This is a genomic window from Caenispirillum bisanense (genome assembly GCF_900230255.1).
Classification (GTDB): Bacteria; Pseudomonadota; Alphaproteobacteria; order Rhodospirillales; family Rhodospirillaceae; genus Caenispirillum; species Caenispirillum bisanense_A.
The window spans coordinates 67,422-83,057 of the sequence record NZ_OCNJ01000013.1; the positions used below are offsets into that span (position 1 = coordinate 67,422).

24 protein-coding genes are annotated in these 15,636 nt (G+C 71.7%); all 24 read left to right on the plus strand.

Annotation, left to right across the window (positions count from 1 at the left end):
• The first annotated feature begins 11 nt into the window (after positions 1-11).
• The 24 genes from CRP50_RS21730 (at position 12) to CRP50_RS25290 (ending at position 15,611) form a co-directional block, all read left to right on the plus strand.
• A complete protein-coding gene (locus tag CRP50_RS21730; protein ID WP_141415223.1) occupies positions 12-398 on the plus strand; it encodes a hypothetical protein in 387 nt (128 codons plus the stop codon).
• A gap of 2 nt (positions 399-400) precedes the next feature.
• Positions 401-553 carry a hypothetical protein gene (locus CRP50_RS25685; RefSeq protein ID WP_176525298.1) on the plus strand — a complete coding sequence of 51 codons (153 nt, stop codon included), beginning with the start codon at positions 401-403 and terminating at the stop codon, positions 551-553.
• 204 nt (positions 554-757) lie between these two features.
• Entirely contained in the window at positions 758-1,408 is a 651-nt protein-coding gene (locus CRP50_RS21735; RefSeq protein WP_176525299.1) for a regulatory protein GemA, read from the plus strand.
• Positions 1,405-1,839 (plus strand): hypothetical protein, encoded by a 435-nt coding sequence (locus CRP50_RS21740; protein ID WP_097281305.1) that lies wholly within the window; start codon positions 1,405-1,407, stop codon positions 1,837-1,839. Before CRP50_RS21735 ends, CRP50_RS21740 begins: the two co-directional genes overlap by 4 nt.
• An 88-nt stretch (positions 1,840-1,927) precedes the next feature.
• Complete coding sequence (locus CRP50_RS21745) at positions 1,928-2,380, plus strand: cell wall hydrolase (protein ID WP_245913620.1); 453 nt, start codon at positions 1,928-1,930, stop codon at positions 2,378-2,380.
• Positions 2,381-2,388: 8 nt separating this feature from the next.
• A complete protein-coding gene (locus CRP50_RS21750) occupies positions 2,389-2,982 on the plus strand; it encodes a hypothetical protein (RefSeq protein WP_097281306.1) in 594 nt (197 codons plus the stop codon).
• Complete coding sequence (locus tag CRP50_RS21755) at positions 2,979-3,173, plus strand: hypothetical protein (RefSeq protein ID WP_097281307.1); 195 nt, start codon at positions 2,979-2,981, stop codon at positions 3,171-3,173. Before CRP50_RS21750 ends, CRP50_RS21755 begins: the two co-directional genes overlap by 4 nt.
• Positions 3,166-3,372 carry a hypothetical protein gene (locus CRP50_RS21760; protein ID WP_097281308.1) on the plus strand — a complete coding sequence of 69 codons (207 nt, stop codon included), beginning with the start codon at positions 3,166-3,168 and terminating at the stop codon, positions 3,370-3,372. Before CRP50_RS21755 ends, CRP50_RS21760 begins: the two co-directional genes overlap by 8 nt.
• A complete protein-coding gene (locus CRP50_RS25690; RefSeq protein WP_097281309.1) occupies positions 3,369-3,779 on the plus strand; it encodes a hypothetical protein in 411 nt (136 codons plus the stop codon). The genes CRP50_RS21760 and CRP50_RS25690 overlap by 4 nt, the downstream gene beginning before the upstream one ends.
• The gene (locus tag CRP50_RS25695) at positions 3,776-4,372 is read left to right on the plus strand and encodes a hypothetical protein (protein WP_101614040.1); all 597 of its coding nucleotides are present in this window, start codon (positions 3,776-3,778) and stop codon (positions 4,370-4,372) included. The genes CRP50_RS25690 and CRP50_RS25695 overlap by 4 nt, the downstream gene beginning before the upstream one ends.
• Positions 4,372-4,875: a DUF1804 family protein gene (locus CRP50_RS21770; RefSeq protein WP_101614042.1), complete on the plus strand. Its 504-nt coding sequence runs from the start codon at positions 4,372-4,374 to the stop codon at positions 4,873-4,875. Before CRP50_RS25695 ends, CRP50_RS21770 begins: the two co-directional genes overlap by 1 nt.
• A complete protein-coding gene (gene terL / locus CRP50_RS21775) occupies positions 4,872-6,611 on the plus strand; it encodes a phage terminase large subunit (protein WP_097281311.1) in 1,740 nt (579 codons plus the stop codon). Before CRP50_RS21770 ends, terL begins: the two co-directional genes overlap by 4 nt.
• A 1-nt stretch (position 6,612) precedes the next feature.
• A complete protein-coding gene (locus CRP50_RS21780) occupies positions 6,613-8,076 on the plus strand; it encodes a DUF935 domain-containing protein (protein WP_097281312.1) in 1,464 nt (487 codons plus the stop codon).
• Positions 8,069-9,325, plus strand: coding sequence for a PBECR2 nuclease fold domain-containing protein (locus CRP50_RS21785; RefSeq protein WP_097281313.1), 1,257 nt, complete (start codon positions 8,069-8,071; stop codon positions 9,323-9,325). Before CRP50_RS21780 ends, CRP50_RS21785 begins: the two co-directional genes overlap by 8 nt.
• 389 nt (positions 9,326-9,714) lie before the next feature.
• Positions 9,715-10,884, plus strand: coding sequence for a peptidase (locus CRP50_RS21790; protein ID WP_097281314.1), 1,170 nt, complete (start codon positions 9,715-9,717; stop codon positions 10,882-10,884).
• Between the two features lie 11 nt (positions 10,885-10,895).
• Positions 10,896-11,237 carry a capsid cement protein gene (locus CRP50_RS21795; RefSeq protein ID WP_097281315.1) on the plus strand — a complete coding sequence of 114 codons (342 nt, stop codon included), beginning with the start codon at positions 10,896-10,898 and terminating at the stop codon, positions 11,235-11,237.
• A 20-nt stretch (positions 11,238-11,257) separates the two neighbouring features.
• Positions 11,258-12,205 carry a major capsid protein gene (locus CRP50_RS21800; RefSeq protein ID WP_217992101.1) on the plus strand — a complete coding sequence of 316 codons (948 nt, stop codon included), beginning with the start codon at positions 11,258-11,260 and terminating at the stop codon, positions 12,203-12,205.
• Positions 12,205-12,579, plus strand: coding sequence for a hypothetical protein (locus tag CRP50_RS24905; RefSeq protein ID WP_101614044.1), 375 nt, complete (start codon positions 12,205-12,207; stop codon positions 12,577-12,579). The genes CRP50_RS21800 and CRP50_RS24905 overlap by 1 nt, the downstream gene beginning before the upstream one ends.
• Before the next feature lie 53 nt (positions 12,580-12,632).
• Positions 12,633-13,055 carry a phage protein Gp36 family protein gene (locus tag CRP50_RS21810; protein ID WP_097281316.1) on the plus strand — a complete coding sequence of 141 codons (423 nt, stop codon included), beginning with the start codon at positions 12,633-12,635 and terminating at the stop codon, positions 13,053-13,055.
• Positions 13,055-13,630, plus strand: coding sequence for a phage virion morphogenesis protein (locus tag CRP50_RS21815; protein WP_097281317.1), 576 nt, complete (start codon positions 13,055-13,057; stop codon positions 13,628-13,630). Before CRP50_RS21810 ends, CRP50_RS21815 begins: the two co-directional genes overlap by 1 nt.
• Positions 13,627-14,055 carry a hypothetical protein gene (locus tag CRP50_RS21820; RefSeq protein ID WP_097281318.1) on the plus strand — a complete coding sequence of 143 codons (429 nt, stop codon included), beginning with the start codon at positions 13,627-13,629 and terminating at the stop codon, positions 14,053-14,055. The genes CRP50_RS21815 and CRP50_RS21820 overlap by 4 nt, the downstream gene beginning before the upstream one ends.
• Positions 14,052-14,240 carry a hypothetical protein gene (locus CRP50_RS21825; protein WP_097281319.1) on the plus strand — a complete coding sequence of 63 codons (189 nt, stop codon included), beginning with the start codon at positions 14,052-14,054 and terminating at the stop codon, positions 14,238-14,240. Before CRP50_RS21820 ends, CRP50_RS21825 begins: the two co-directional genes overlap by 4 nt.
• 6 nt (positions 14,241-14,246) lie before the next feature.
• Positions 14,247-15,173, plus strand: coding sequence for a hypothetical protein (locus CRP50_RS21830; protein ID WP_097281320.1), 927 nt, complete (start codon positions 14,247-14,249; stop codon positions 15,171-15,173).
• A gap of 51 nt (positions 15,174-15,224) precedes the next feature.
• A complete protein-coding gene (locus CRP50_RS25290) occupies positions 15,225-15,611 on the plus strand; it encodes a hypothetical protein (RefSeq protein ID WP_097281321.1) in 387 nt (128 codons plus the stop codon).
• The last annotated feature ends 25 nt before the right edge of the window (positions 15,612-15,636 follow it).

Consider the following 15,636-nt stretch of genomic DNA (forward strand, 5'->3'; position numbering starts at 1 on the left):
GGAGCCAGAGGGTGGTCCGCGCGCTCCCGACCCAGGGCGACCTGGAAAAGCGCCTGGCGAAGCTGACCAAGGATCAGCTGGTGCAGCTCTGCCTGAAGCTCGGCGGTTCGCTCTTCCAGGTCGGGGGCCTGGAGACGTACGTGCGCGAGATCCGGCAGGCGCGTGTGAAACGCGACATCGATGAGGCGTGGGCGGAACACGAACGGCTGACCGTCGCCGAGCGCGATGCCTTTGATGCGGCTTATGGCGCGAAGGAGGGCTTGTCGACCTCCAAGCGCCTCCAGCTGCAGCTGGCGGCCGAGAAGGCGCGCGAAGCCCGGCACGCCGCCTGGATGCGGTGGGAGCGCCTAAGCGACCTGGAGATCGCGCTCTACGACGACCCGTGGAAGGGGCTGTGACCATGGCGACCGCTGCCTGCTACCTCGGCCAGCTCGGGGTCGGCGGCTGGCTGGTGGCCACCTTCATCGTCACCGTCCTGCTGTGGGACTGCCGCTACACGCTGCGCATCACGGGCGACAACAACGTGGTGATCGGCCGTGCCTGCACCGACTGATGGGGCAAGCGCCGGCACGCGGTGCGCCTACGCCGAGGCGGCGACCGGCAAGACCTGGCCCTGGACCTACTGCCGCACCTGCGCCCGAGGACCGAACCACGGCCGGGGCAAGAGCTTCACGCCCTACTTCGCGCCAGGCGCCAAGGGACGGCCCGGCGAATGGGATTGCGCCGACCACCAGCGCCCCCGAAAGGACACGCGATCATGACCAAGTCCGCCCGCACGCCCGTCGCCCCCCAGCGGCGCGCCGCTCTCGCCAAGGTGGCCATCGGCCGCAAGACGCTGGGTTGGGACGACGACACCTACCGCGACACCCTGGAGGCGCGCTACGGCGTGCGCTCGGGCTCGCAGCTGACCGACCGTCAGCTGGTGGACCTGCTGGAGCACATGAAGGCCTGCGGCTTCAAGGGTGAGGCCGCACGGCCGAAGCGCGCCGGCACGCGGCGCCCGGCCGAGAACCCGGAGGGCCGCAAGATCCGCGCCCTGTGGCTGTCCCTGTGGAACCTCGGGGTCGTGCAGGAGCCGTCGGAGGACGCCCTGGCCTCGTTCGTGCGCCGGCAGACCAAGGTCGAGGCGTTGCAGTGGCTGACGCCGGCGCAGACGTGGCAGGTGATCGAGGCGCTGAAGAAGTGGGCGGCCCGCGACGGCGTCCTGTGGGACGATGCCGTCAACCCGGCGAAGTGCGTGGCGCTGGCGCAGGTGCGCAAGCTGAAGCTGCGGGGCCGGTTCGTCGGCCTCGACCTCGCCGCGGTCGCCTACCAGCTGATCGGCGTGCCGGGCCTGGCCTTCATGGGCACCGACGAATGGAACCGGCTGGTCGGCGAGCTGGGCAAGCTGGTGCGGGCGCAGCCATGACCGTCAGCTACCGCCAGACCTACGGCTACCTGCCCGAGCCCTGCGTGCGCCTCCTGGAAGGCGGCGACGAGGAGCTGATGTGGCGTGTGGTCGGCCGTCTGGGCGGGAACACGGTCACGGTCCCCGTGCGGCTGACCGCGAAGTGCATCCTGGTCCGCGAGCTGGGCCAGGACGATGCCGCGCGCGTCTGGCGGATCTGGCGTGGCGACGGCGCCGGCGGCGAGATCGAGGTCACGGTGCCGCGCATGACGCACGCCGCCCTGAAGGTCCGCCGTCGACGGCTGTTGTCTCTGATCGAAGCCGGCGTTACGGTGCGTGACGCCGCCCGGCGTCTCGGCGTGACCGAGCGGACGGCCTATCTCGACCTGGCGCGCGCGCGGCGCGACGGCGAGATCGCGACGCCCCAGCTCGATCTGTTCCCCGGCCTGTAGCGTCTCCCCCTGAAACCTTTCAGGGGCCTTGAAGGGCGCCTGAAACCGTACCTTCCCCGGAGTTACCACCTCCGGTGAGGGTTCCGCCGTGTCCACGCCCATCCTGGCGACCGCCGCCGACCTCGACATCATGGCCCGCACGCTGTGGGCCGAAGCGCGGGGTGAAGGCATCCCCGGCATGATGGCCGTCGCGCACGTCATCTGCGAGCGCCGCCGCCGCCGCCGGTGGTACGGCAAGAGCGTCCCCGGCTTCGACGACCACACCATTGCGGCTGTCTGCCGCAAGGAGTGGCAGTTCTCGTGCTGGAACGCCGGCGATCCCAACCTGCCCAAGCTGCTCGCCGTGGACCTGTCCGACCGCCACTTCCGGCGGGCGATGCTGGTGGCCTGCGCCGTCGTGAACGGCGAAGCCGGCTATGGCGACATCACCCAGGGCAGCGACCACTACTACGCCATGAACACGCCGATCCCGAAGTGGGCGCGCGGCCGGCAGCATGTGGTCGCTATCGGCCGGCATCTCTTCTTCAACGACATTCCGTGAGGCGCGCCATGACCGCTTCCCTGCCCAAATCCCCGCTGGCCAGCCGCACCATCATCGGCGTGCTGGTGTCCCTGCTGTCCAGCCTGTTGGACCGTTACGGCCACGGCCTGTCGCCCGCGCTTCAGGGCGAGGTCGTCGACCTGGTGTTCCAGATCATGACCATCGGCGGCGCCGCCTTCGCGATCTACGGCCGCTGGCGCGCCGAGCGCCCGCTGCGCCTGCTGTCTTCCGGCGGCGGCGACCCCGGCGGCGGGATCGCGCGGCTGTTCCTGCTGGCCTTCCTGTTCGGTGCCCTGGCCGTCACCGGCCCGGTCGCCTGTGCGAGCAAGGTCGAGACCGAGACGCCGCAGCAGCAGGTCTACGCCATCAAGTCGGACCTCGTGGCGGTGCAGACGGTGGCGGCGACCATGGTCGAGAGCCCGCAGACGCCGCCCCTGGTGGTCACGGCGATCCGCACCGCCAACGCCGTCGCCGTGGCGGCCGTGGATGCCGCCGAGGCGGCGGTGCGCGGCGGCGACCCCGCCACGGTGCCGGCGCTGATCGCCGCCGCCGTCGAGGCCGTCGACCAGTTCCACCAGCTGACCAGAGGGACGCCGTCATGACCGCTCTCGCCTACCTCACCCTCGGCCTGCGCATCGCCGAGGCGGCCGCCGCCGGCGTCGCCGCCGCCCAGAGCGGCAAGCGCCTGGTCGAGCGCATGGCCGCCGAAGGGCGTGACCCGACGCCGCAGGAGTGGGCCGAACTGGACGCCCTGTCCACCGCCCTGACCGCCCGCATCGAAGGCGATGGCTGACTTCGCCGACGAGGCGGCGGCGCTGACCGAGCGTGAGCGCACGGCGATCCTGACCCGCCGCGCCGCCACGCCCGCCCCGCCCGTCGCAGACGGCCCCTGCCGTCGGTGCAGCGGCGACATTGAGCCCCGCCGCCGCGCGACCCTGCCTCACACCACCCTGTGCGCCGCCTGCGCCCATGACGTCCGGAGCCCGCCGTGATCGACACCCTTCTCAAGTTCTGGCCGGCCGGCTTCGCCGTGATGAACCTCTTCGGGCTGTGGGTCATGTGGTCGCTGCGCCACACGTTCGTGTCGCGCGGGGATCTGGAAGCGCTGCGGGCGGAACTGTCGAAGGCCCAGAAGGCGACGGCCGACCGGGCCGAGGAAAGCGTCAAGGCAGTCCGCGCCGAAGTGGCCGAGGTGCGCGACGACGTCGAGAACGTGCGCGAGGCCCTGGGCCGCACCGCCACCCATGCGGAGATGGCCGAGCTTCAGCGGACGCTCGCGGCGGTCGGGGGCGACGTGAAGGAGCTGCGCGCCACCGTCCAGGGCATGGGCGCCGCCGTCGCCGGCGTGGCCGAGAACCTCAACATGCTGATCAAGCACCACGTGGAGCGGGGACGATGACGGAGATCCTGGAGCGCATCGCGCAGCATCACCGCCTGGTGATCCTGCGCTGCCTGACGGAGCGGCCGCGGGAGGAGATCACGCGGCTGTTGATCGTGTGGACGCTCGCGACACTACCCGAGGGCATCGGCAACCTCGCCATCCTGCAGGACCTCGTCGAGGGCCGCGGTCACCCGGTCACCCGCGATCAGGTGGCGACGGCCGCCGGCTGGCTGGCCGACCAGGGCCTTGCCGTCGCCGACCTGGGCGCGGCGGTGCCGGGCGTTGCGCTGACCGCCGCCGGCGCCGACGTCGCTCTCGGGCGGCGCCAGGTGCCCGGCGTGATGCCGCTGCCGTCCTCGGCCTGGCTGCAGGACGCCATGCGGCGCGTCCACATCGCCGCGAGCATGGAGGACATCGACGCCGCCACGTCGTGGCTGCGGCAGCATGGCCTGGTCGACGGCACCGCCGCCGCATGGTGGCCGGTGCTGCCCGACGCCGCCGACGTGGCCGCCGGCCGGAAGGTGGTGGAGGGTGTCAAACGGCCGTCGCTCGGTGCCTCCGCTCTGACGGCGGCGGCCCGGCTTGCCGGCGACCGGCTGCGGGGCGTGTGATGGCGCACACGCCCGAAACCAAGGCGGCGGTGCGCCGCAGCTACATCGCCGACCGCCTGGGCCTGGAGGCGGCGGCAGAGCGTCACGGCGTGTCGCTGCCGACCGCCCGCCGGTGGAAGAGCCAGGCTGCGGCGGCCGGTGACGACTGGGACAAGATCCGCGCCGCGAGTGCCATCTCTCACAGCGGCGCCAACAATATCGCCCAGTTGGTGCTGACGGACTACCTGACCCTGCACCAGGCCGCCCTGGACGGCCTGAACGCCGCCACCGACGTGTCGCCGCTGGACCGGGTGAAGGCCATGGCGCTGCTTGGCGACAGCTTCACCAAGATCACGAACGCCGTTTCCCGCGCGGCTCCAGACGTTGCGCGTCACGCCGTCGCCATTGAAGTGCTTCACTTCCTGGTGGACTTCCTGCGAGCCAACTATCCCGCCCTCGCGACGGCGTTCGCAGATGTGGTCGAGCCGTTCGCGGCGGCATTGAGCGAGAAGTACGGAGCATGAAGGCCGGCGGTATTCCCCGGTGGAAGCGAAAGGGCCGCTTCGGGACCGAGGAATTCCTCGAAGAGGCGCGCCTCCTGGCCCAGTCGCTGCGCGACCAGATCGCCCAGGCCGACGTGCTCGGCGACGACTTCCCGGCCGACGCGGCCAGCATCGCCGCCCGCCGTCGCCGGGCCGGCGACGACTTCGGCTACTTCTGCCGGACCTACTTCCCGCACCGCGGCCGGGCCGAGTACTCGACCTTCCATCGCTGGATCTTCGCGCGCTGCCACGAGATCACGGAAGCCGGCGGCGGCGCCCGCGATGCCGTCGCCGCGCCGCGCGGCAACGCGAAGTCGACGTACCTGACCGAGCTGTTCCCGCTGTGGTGCATCCTGACCCGCCGGCGCCGCTATCCGGTGATCCTGTCCGACGCCATCGAGGTCGCGGCCATGATGCTGGAAGGCATCAAGACCGAACTGACCGACAACCCGCGCCTGGCGGTGGACTTCCCGGCGGAGACGGGGCAAGGCGCCGTCTGGCAGGTCGGGGTTATCGTCACCCGCACCGGCTGCAAGGTCCAGTGCGGCGGCGCCCGCAAGCGCCTGCGCGGCTTTCGCCACGGGGCGCAGCGCCCTGACCTGGTCATCCTCGACGACCTGGAGAACGACGAGAACGTCCGGTCACCGGAACAGCGCCAGAAGCTCGACGACTGGATCAACAAGACCGTCGAGCCGCTCGGCCCGCCCGACGGCTCCATGGACATCGTCTACGTCGGCACGGTCCTGCACCTCGACAGCGTGCTGGCCCGGAAGCTGAAGGACCCGACGTGGCAGTCCACCCGCTTCCAGGCGATCATCCGCTGGCCCGACCGCATGGACCTGTGGGAGCAGTGGGAAGAGGTCTACCGCAACACCGAGGCCGGCGGCGCGGCGGCGGCGGAAGAGTTCTATCTGGCCAACCGCGACGAGATGGAGCGCGGGGCCGAGGTGCTGTGGCCGGCCGTGCAGACGCTCAAGCGCCTGATGCTGATCCGCATGCGCGTCGGCACCAGCGCGTTCAACAGCGAGTATCAGAACAACCCGCTGGCCACCGACGCGACCTTCACGGCCGTCACCTACTGGGTCCAGCTTCAGCCGCGCCTCGTCTACTTCGGGGCGCTCGACCCGTCCCTCGGCAAGAACAACAAGAGCCGCAGCGACCCGAGCGCCCTGCTGATCGGGGCCTTCGACCGGCAGGCGCCGCGGCTCGACGTGGTCGAGGCGTCGATCCGCCGGCGGCCGCCCAACGTCATCATCGCCGACGCCATCGCCCTGCAGCGCCAGTACCGCTGCGTGCTGTGGTTCGTCGAGAGCGTCCAGTTCCAGGACTTCCTGCGCACCGAGCTGATGGCGGCGGCCGCCCGCGCCGGCATCAACATGCCGTGCCGCGCGGTGCTCAACAGCACCGACAAGGACCTTCGCATCGAGAGCCTGCAACCGCCCATCGACGCCGGCATGATCCGCTTCCATCCGAGCCAGACCACGCTGCTGGCGCAGTTGCAGGGGTGGCCGCAGGCCGATCACGACGACGGGCCGGACGCGCTGGAGATGCTGTGGGCCGGCGCCGTGGCCAGTGCCGCGCTGGTGGACGGCGGCGGGATCGTCGTCGGCGGCCGCCGCGCCAGCGCGACCCTGGAGCCGACCCGCGCCGCACCGGCGCAGATGCACGGCGCCGGCTTCGCCACGGCCCCGAGCAGCCTGAACCTGAGGGACTACTGACATGGGTGAAAAGGTCGTGAAGCCCCTGCTGAAGGAAGTGGCGGCGAGCCGGGACGTTTACCTGTGGGACGGCTACGTCGGCGAGATCCGCGGCACGCCCGACCCGGTGCTGGAGAGCATCGGCGGCGACCTGGCGCTGTACCGGGGCCTCTTGCGCGACCACCAGGTCAAGGCGGTCTGGCAGCAGCGGGTCCAGGCCATGACGGCCGCCGAGTGGGTGGTCGAGCCGGGTGGTGACGCCGCCGTCGACAAGGAGGCGGCCGACTGGTTGCGCGACACCCTCAACGGCCTGCGATGGGACGCCGTCTGCGCCAAGATGGCGCATGCCCAGTTCTTCGGCTTCGCCGTGGCCGAGTTGATCTACGAGCGCGACGGCGGCCGCATCGCCCTGGCCGACATCCGCGTCCGCCGCCAGGAGCGCTTCGGCTTCGACCGCGACGGCACCCTGCGCCTGCGCCGCCACCTCGCCGACTGGAAGGGCGAGCCGGTGCCGCCGGCGAAGTTCTGGGTGGTGAAGGCCGACGGCGACAACGACGACGACCCCCATGGCGTCGGCCTGGGGCACCATCTGTGGTGGCCGGTCTTCCTGAAGCGGAACGGCGCCCGGTTCTGGGCCATCGCGCTGGAGAAGTTCGGCATGCCGACCGTTCTCGGCCACCATCCGCCCGGATCACCCGACAGCGACGTCCAGGCGCTGCTGTCGTCGCTGATGGCCGTCCACGGCTCGACCGCCATCGCGCTGCCCGAGGGCTTCAAGGCGGAGCTGCTGGAGGCGGTGCGGTCCAGCGGCGGCGACCACGAGCGGTGGATGCGCTACTGGGACGGCGCCATCGCCAAGATCGTCGCCGGCCAGACCATGACCACCGACGACGGGTCCAGCCTCGCCCAGGCGAAGGTTCACCAGGACACCGGCGACGCCATCGTGAAGGCCGATGCGGACCTCCTTCACCAGTCCTTCAACGTCGGCCCCGTGCGCTGGCTGTGCGGCTGGAACTACCCCACCGCCGCGCCGCCGCGGGTGTGGCGCCAGCTGGAGGCGGAGGAAGACCTGACGCAGCGCGCCCAGCGCGAAGCGGCGGTCGCCCGGATGTCGGGCCTGCGGCCGACCGCCCGCCACGTCGCCGAAGTCTACGGTGGCGAGTGGGAGGCGCAGCCGGCGCCGGTTCCCCCGGCACTCGGCCAGACGCCGGCGGCCGACGCGCCGGCGGAGTTCGCCGAGGCGCCGCGCGATGCCGTCGACGATCTGGTCGACCAGGTGGAGACGCTGGCCGCGTCGGTGATGGACGGCCTGGTCGCCAAGGTGCGCGCCCTGGTGTTCGCCTCCGACCTGGAGAGCCTCGACCACCTGCCGGCGCGGTTGCTTCAGCTCGCGCCGAACCTGCCGACGGACCAGCTGGCCGAGATCCTCGGGCAAGCCATGATCCTCGCCCACCTCGACGGGGCGGCGGAGGCGGCCGATGCCTGACGGCGGCGTGCCCTTCGTCGAGGCGCAGGAGTACCTGCGTCAGAAGATCCGCCTGCCGTCGCGCGCCTGGACGGATCTGAGGGAGGGTGCCCACGCGCGCTCGTTCGTGGTGGCCGGCGCCAACTCCGACACCCTGGTCGCCGACTTCCACGCCAGCATCCAGCGCATGCTCGACGACGGGCTGACGCTGGCCGACTTCCGGCGCGACTTCGACACCATCGTCGCCAAGCACGGCTGGACCTACAAGGGCGGCCGCACCTGGCGCACCCGCGTGATCTTCGACACCAACCTGCGCATGGCGCGCGCCGCCGGCCGGTGGGCGCAGATCGAGCGCCAGGCGGAGCGGGAAGCCCGCCTCGGCCGGGTGCTCTACCTGCGCTACGTGGCCGTGCTGGATGATCGGACGCGCCCCGAGCATCGCGGCTGGCATGGCCTGGTGCTGCCGTGGGATCATCCGTGGTGGGCGTCGCACTACCCGCCCAACGGCTGGTATTGCCGCTGCACGATCCAGGTGCTGACCGAGCGCGACCTGAAGCGGTTCGGCTTCACCCCGACGCCGGCCGACAAGGTGCCGGCGGTGGAGATGGAGGCGCGTTCCGTCACCCTGGCCGACGGGTCGAAGGAGATCTGGGAGACGCCCGCCGGCATCGATACCGGCTTCGGCCACAACGCCGGGCGGAGCTGGCTGTCGGGTGCCGTGCCGCGCGAGCTGCAGGAGCCCCTGCCGCCGGCGCCGGCGCCGCTGCCCCGGCCGGAGGATCTGCCGCCGCTGCCGCCGCCCCGGCCGGTGGCGCCGGAGAAGATCCTTCCCGACGACCTGGCGCCCGAGGACTATGCCGCCGCCTTCCTGGGCGAGTTCGGCGCGACCGTCGAGCGGGGCGCCCTGTTCCGCGACGCGGCCGGGCATGCCGTGGGCATCGACGCCGATCTGTTCCGCCGCCGGGACGGCACCTGGAAGGTCGACAGCCAGGGGCGCCACCGGTTCCTGCTCGTGCTGGCGGAAGCCCTGAAGGACCCCGACGAGATCTGGATCGACTGGGCGGAGGATCACGAGGGGCGGCCGATCCTGCGGCGGCGCTACCTGACGGCGTTGACGCTTCCGAAGCTGTCGAAGGACGAGAAGGGAACGGGCCTCTACGCCGCCGTCGAGTGGACGGCCGCCGGGTGGCGGGGCGTCACACTCTTCCAGAGCCGCACCGCCCCGTATCTCGACCGCCAGCGCACCGGGGTCCTGCTGTATCGGAGATAGAAGCGGGATGCGGTCAGGGCGCCTCTCGACCGCATCCACCATGATCGCTTGGGAAACCAGGGCCGGTTCGCGATCATGGGAGCCCCGTGACCACCATTCTAGCGCCCCGCCGGCGGGCTGGCAACCGAGGCCGCCGTAGAGGCCGCTGGGATGATGTTCTACCCCCTTCGGGGCGCGCCGATACGCAGGAAGGGGCTTGCGCGCGTCCTGCCCCCTTCAAAACCCCTTCAACGGCGATCCTCCCGCGTGGGGTATTGACGCATTCGCGGTCCCGGCCCAGTGTGGTGCCGCATCCCCCACAGAGCCGCCCCTGAAACCTTTCAGGGACCCGCCGCCGGACGGCCCCGGCATTCTCGCTCCATCCAACGCCACCGATGGAGCGACCGGCCGTGTCCGTCCCCACCCCCGTCATCGAGATTTTCGCCGCCGGCACGCATACCGCGATGTCCGGGCAGCAGCTGGCGTTCGCCGAAGCTGATCTGCAGGCGACGGCCGACGGCTACGACCCGGCCCTGCACCAGGCGCCGGTGGTGATCGGCCACCCCAAGACCGACGATCCGGCCTACGGCTGGGTGTCGTCGGTCGCGGCGGCCGACGGCCGCATGACGGCCCACCTCGACCAGTTGGACCCGGCTTTCGCGGAAGCGGTGCAGGCCGGGCGCTACAAGAAGGTGTCCGCCGCCTTCTGGTCGCCGAAGGCGCCGGGCAATCCCAAGCCGGGCATCTACTACCTGAAGCACGTCGGCTTCCTCGGCGCCAAGGCGCCGGCCGTGAAGGGCCTCGCGCCCGTGCAGTTCGCCGGCGACGACGAGGGCGTGGTGACCGTGGAATTCGCCGAGGGCGCCGCCACGCTGTGGCGCGTCAGCGCCGCCCTGCGCTCCATCGGTCGCATCCTCGGCGCCCTGCGCGACCGCATGATCGAGACCGACGGCGTCGAGGCCACGAAGAAGCTGGTCGACGAGTGGGATCTCGACCGCATCACCAGCATCGCCGGCGAGCTGGAAGGCGCCGCCGATGCCGAACAGACCCCGGCCTATGCCGCTCCCGACACCCAGGAGGCCCCCGTGACCACGAAGGTTCCGGCCGCACCCGCGGCCGCCAATCCCCCGACCGCCGACGACGTCGCCGCGCGCGAGCGGGATCTCGCCACCCGTGAAGCCGCCTTCGCCGAACGCCAGGCGCGGGCCGACGCCGAAACCACGGTCGCCGCCCTGGTGGCGGCCGGCAAGGTGCTGCCGCGCGACCAGGGCTTCCTGGTGGCCTTCATGGCGGGCCTCGACGACGCCGGCACGGTGGAGTTCGCCGAGGGCGACCAGACCGTGAAGCGTCCCCGCCGCGAGGCCTTCGCCAAGTTCCTCGACGGTCTGCCCCGCATCGTCGAGTTCGCCGAGCTGGCGGGGCCGGAAGGCGCGGCCGCCGACCTGGTCGAGTTCGCCGGCGCCGACGGCCTGGCGGTCGACCAGGCCGACCTGGCCGTCCACGCCCGCGCCGTCGAGTACCAGCGGCAGAACCCCGGCACCGACTACCTGACGGCCGTCAAGGCCGTGGGTCGCAAGTAAGGAACCCGCGCATGCCCAACCGCAGCATCCACGCCGAAACCCTGCGCGCCGCCGGCGCGGTCGCCGCCGCCCGTCTGGTCGGCTTCGACGGTGCCCAGGCCACGGTCGCCGGGCAGAAGGTGCTCGGCCCCGCCCAGTACGCCGCCGCCGACGGCGAGCTGGTCGCGGTCGACGCCATCGGCACCAGCATGGTCGAGGCCGGCGCCGCCATCGCCGTCGGCGACGACCTGATCGCCGACGCCCAGGGCCGGGCCGTGCCCGCCGCCGGTGGCGCCGGCGAGTACGTCTTCGCCGATGCCCTGCAGGCCGCCACCGGCGCCGGCCAGCGCATCGAAGCCATCCTGCGTCGCTGACGCCCGATCCGGAGCCTCACATGTCCAACAGCCAGATGAACACGGCGCAGGCGCGGGTGATCGACCCCATCCTGTCCAACCACGCCCGCGGCTACACCAACGCCGAGCACGTCGGGCACACGCTGTTCCCCAACGTCCCGATCCCGCAGCGCGGCATCCGCCGGCTGGAGTTCGGCAAGGAGGCCTTCCGCGCCCAGAACACCCGTCGCGCGCCGGGCGGTGCCACCAAGCGCATCCAGTTCGGCTACGAAGGCAAGCCGGTCGCCCTGGAGCAGCACAGCCTGGAAGGCAAGGTCGCCTGGGAGCACATGGAGGACGCCAGCCGGGTGCCGGGCATCGATCTGGCGACCGGCGCGGTCAACCTGGTGCTCGACGTGATGGCGCTCGGCCGGGAGATCCAGCAGGCCGGCGCGGCCCGCAACCCGGCGAACTACGACGCCAACCACAAGCTCGTGCTCGCCGGCGCCGACAAGTGGTCCGACGGGGCTTCCAAGCCGGTGCAGGACGTCAACGACGCCAAGGAAGCCATCCGGTCGACGGCCGGGCGCTACCCCAACACCATGGTGATCGGCCCGAAGGTCTTCCTGGACCTGAAGGTTCATCCGGCCGTGATCGAGCAGTTCAAGTATACGGGCAAGGACAGCATCACCGTCGACATGCTGGCGCGCTACTTCGACGTCGAGCGCCTGGAAGTCGGCAAGGCCGTGTTCCTGCCCGAGAACGCCGGCGACGACGACGCCTTCACGGACGTCTGGGGCAACGACGTGGTGCTCGCCTGGGTGCCGACGGCGGGCGCCAACTGGCAGACGCCGTCCTACGGCTACACCTACCACCTGGCCGGTCATCCCTTCGTCGAGAAGCCCTACGACGAGCGCAACGCCAAGAGCTGGTTCTACCCGGTCACCGACGAGCATTCCGTCGAGCTGGTCGGCGCCGACGCCGGCTTCCTGATCCAGGGCGCGCACTGATGCGCGTCCTGGTGACCAGCCCGACCAAGTACGGTGGCCGGTTTCACGGGCCGGGCGCCGTCGTCGACATGGAGCCCGCCGAGGCCGAGCGCCTGGAGGCTCTGGGCGCCGGCCGCCGTATGCGCGAGCCGGAGCCCCCGCCGCCGCCTGCGCCCCCGCCGCCGGAGCCGGAGCCGGAGCCCCAGGCGGAGCCGGAGCCCCAGGCGAAGCCGGAGCCCCAGGCGAAGCCGGAGCCCCAGGCGAAGCCGGAGCCCCAGGCGGAGCCGGAACCGACCCCGGAACCGGAACCCCAACCGGAACCGACCCCGGAGCCGGAGCCCCAGCCGGAACCGGCCCCGACCCCCACCAAGGCCCGCAAGCCCGCCCCCAAGTGACCCGAGCGGCCGCCATCCCCGGCGGCCCTCCCGACTGATGGACCCGCCGTCCCATGGCCTACGCGACGCTCGCCGACCTGATCGACCGCTTCGGCGCCGACGAACTGGACGATCTCGCCCGCCCGCACCAGGTGCCGGAGGGCGAGACGGCGCCGGCGTTCGCGGCGGCCCTGGCAGCGGCCGACGCCGAGATCGACGCGGCGCTGGCGGGGCGGTACGCGGTGCCCGTCCCCGAGCCCGTGCCGACGCTGCTGGTGGACATCGCCTGCGACATCGCCCGGTGGCGCCTGCACGACACCAGCGCCGACGAGATGGTGACGGAACGGGCGCGGGTGGCGCGTGCCCAGCTGCGCATGCTGGCGCTCGGCCAGTTGACCCTGCCGCTCCCGGCGGCCGCCGGCGGCGGCGCCGGTGTCGGCCCGCGTCATGTGGCGGCGCCGGTGGTGTTCACCCCCGACAGCCTGCGGGGTCTGTGATGGCCGGCGCCGACATCACCCTCGGCCTCGAAGTCGTCGACGGCGACCTGCCGCTGGCGGTTCTGCAGGCCGTCGCCGCGCGCGCCGTCGACATGACCGACGTCATGACCGCCATCGGCGAGGCCCTGGTGCGCTCCACCCACGTCCGCATGGAGCGCGAGCAGGCCCCGGACGGCACGGCGTGGCAGAAGTCCCGCCGGGCCGCCGAGACGGGCGGCCGCACACTCTACAAGATCGGCCACCTGTACCAGTCGATCACCTCGCAGGCCGGCCCCGACAGCGTGGCCGTCGGCAGCGATGTAGTCTATGCGGCGATCCACCAGTTCGGCGGTGACGTCCAGCACGCGGCCCGCGTGCAGACGATCTACCGCCGCCTCGCTGACATGCAGGCCGAGCGTCCGGCGCCCTTCGTCAAGCGCGGCCGGGCCACCTTCGTCTCGAACCACCAGGTCGCCGCGCACACCGTCACCATGCCGGCGCGGCCCTATCTGGGCGTGTCGGCCGACGATCAAGCCGAGATCCTGGCGGTGGTCGAGGACGCCTTCCTTCTGGCCATGCAGGATGCCGGGCGATGATCGATCACGCCGCCATCGCCGCCCGCCTCACGGCCCAGGTGCCCGATCTGAAAGGGGGCGTCGAGGTCAGCCTCGACATCGCCGAGATCGCCGACCGGCCGGTGAAGCTGCCCCAGGCCTTCCTGTGCCCGACCGGCGACCGCGCCGGCCCGCCGGCGCATGTGACCGGGCACGACCAGCGGCTCGCCCACAGCCTCCTGGTGCTGCTCGGCCTGCCGTCCCGCAACGACCCCACCGGCGGCGGCGGCGTCTCCGCCCTGGAGGCCCTGCGCCGTGACATCCGCGCCGCCCTGCACGGCTGGATGCCCGCCGGCGGCGCCTCCGCCCTGATCTACACCGGCGGCCGCCTGATCGCAGCCCCGAAGGGCGCCGTGTGGTGGGGCCTAACCTTCAGCGTCGACACCTACGAGGACGATCCGACATGAGCGTCGAACGAACCGGCGGGCGCTACGTCCGCGACCCCGAGACCAAGAAGCTGACGCAGGTCGACGGCCCTGCGTTGCGCGCCGCCGCCGAGCAGAAGGCCCAGGCGGCCGCTGCGGAGGCCGCCAAGAAGGACAAGGCGCCCGCCTCGCCCAAGGCCGCCCTGCCGGCCGCCGAGAAGGAGTAACCGCGCATGCCCCGTCAAGACCGCGTCAAGGCCCTTCTGGTCGGGCTCAATACCGGCGCCTACGGCACCGACCCCGTGCCGGACACGGCCATCCGCGCCTTCGACTTCGGCCTGTCCATCGATGGCCAGACCCTGGCCGACGATCCGGTGCAGCCCTACATGGGCGCCGGCGACGATCACATCGTCGGCCGCAACGTCGGCCTGCAGTTCAGCATCCGCGCCGTCGGCGCCGGCACCGCCGGCACCGCGCCGCCGTATGGGGCGCTGCTCCGTATGTGCGGCCTGTCTGAGACCGTCACCGCCGCCACCGACGTCACCTACGAGCCGGTGTCGAAAGCGTTCGAGGACGGCGCCCTCTATTACGTGGTGGACGGCAAGCAGCGTGCGCTGCTCGGCGCCCGCGGGACGGTGACGCTGACGGTGGAGCGCAGCAACGTTCCCATGCTGCGCTTCGAGATGCGCGGACTCTACGCCGCGCCCACCGACGGCGTCGCCATGCCGGCGGTGGACTGGAGCACCTGGCCGCGCCCGAAGCCGGCGGAACCCGCCAATACCCCCACCTTCACCTTCCATGGCCACAGCCCCAAGCTGCTGCGCATGGAAGCCGCCCTCGGCCAGGCGGTGGAGTTCGTGCCGCGCGTCAACGACGAGCGCGTCGACATCACCAACCGCGCCTCGACGGGCAGCGTGACGATCGACGAGCCGGACAGCCTGGCGACCAAGGACTACGAGGCCGCGTGGGTCTCGGGCGAACGCGACGTGCTGCGGGTGGTCCACGGCACCACCGCCGGCAACATCGTCGAGTTCGTCGCCGACAAGGCGCGGATCACCAGCGTCGGCGAAGGCCAGTCCGAGGGGCGCGTGACCCAGCAGCTCGGGCTGTCGCTCAAGCCCGACGGCGGCAACGACGAATGGCGTCTCATCGTGCGCTGAAGCCCGCCTGAGACACCTTCCAGATCCTCCTGACGATAGGGACAGCACCCAATGAAGTTCATCCTGACCGAAGACCGCCGCGCCACCATCGACGTCTCCGCCAAGCTGCCCAACGACAAGGGCGGGATGAGCGAGTTCAAGATGAAGGTCACCTACCGCGTCCTCGCCGACGACGAGTTCCAGGAACTGGCCGGCAACAAGGCCTCTGATTCGGTGGTGGAGCGCTTGGCGGCGCTTCAGCGCAATGTCGATGCCGACGTGCTGAAGGCCACCGTGGTCGACTGGACGGCGCCCGATCTGGTGGACGAGGCCGGCGAGCCCGTCCCCTTCAGCGCCGACGCCCTCGCCAAGATCTGCGCTCACGTCGTGCCCCTGCGCACCGCCATGGCGGCCGGCTACGTCCGCGTCCACAACGGCGAGGGCGTGCGAAAAAACTGATCGACGCCGCCCGGGCCTGGGCGGG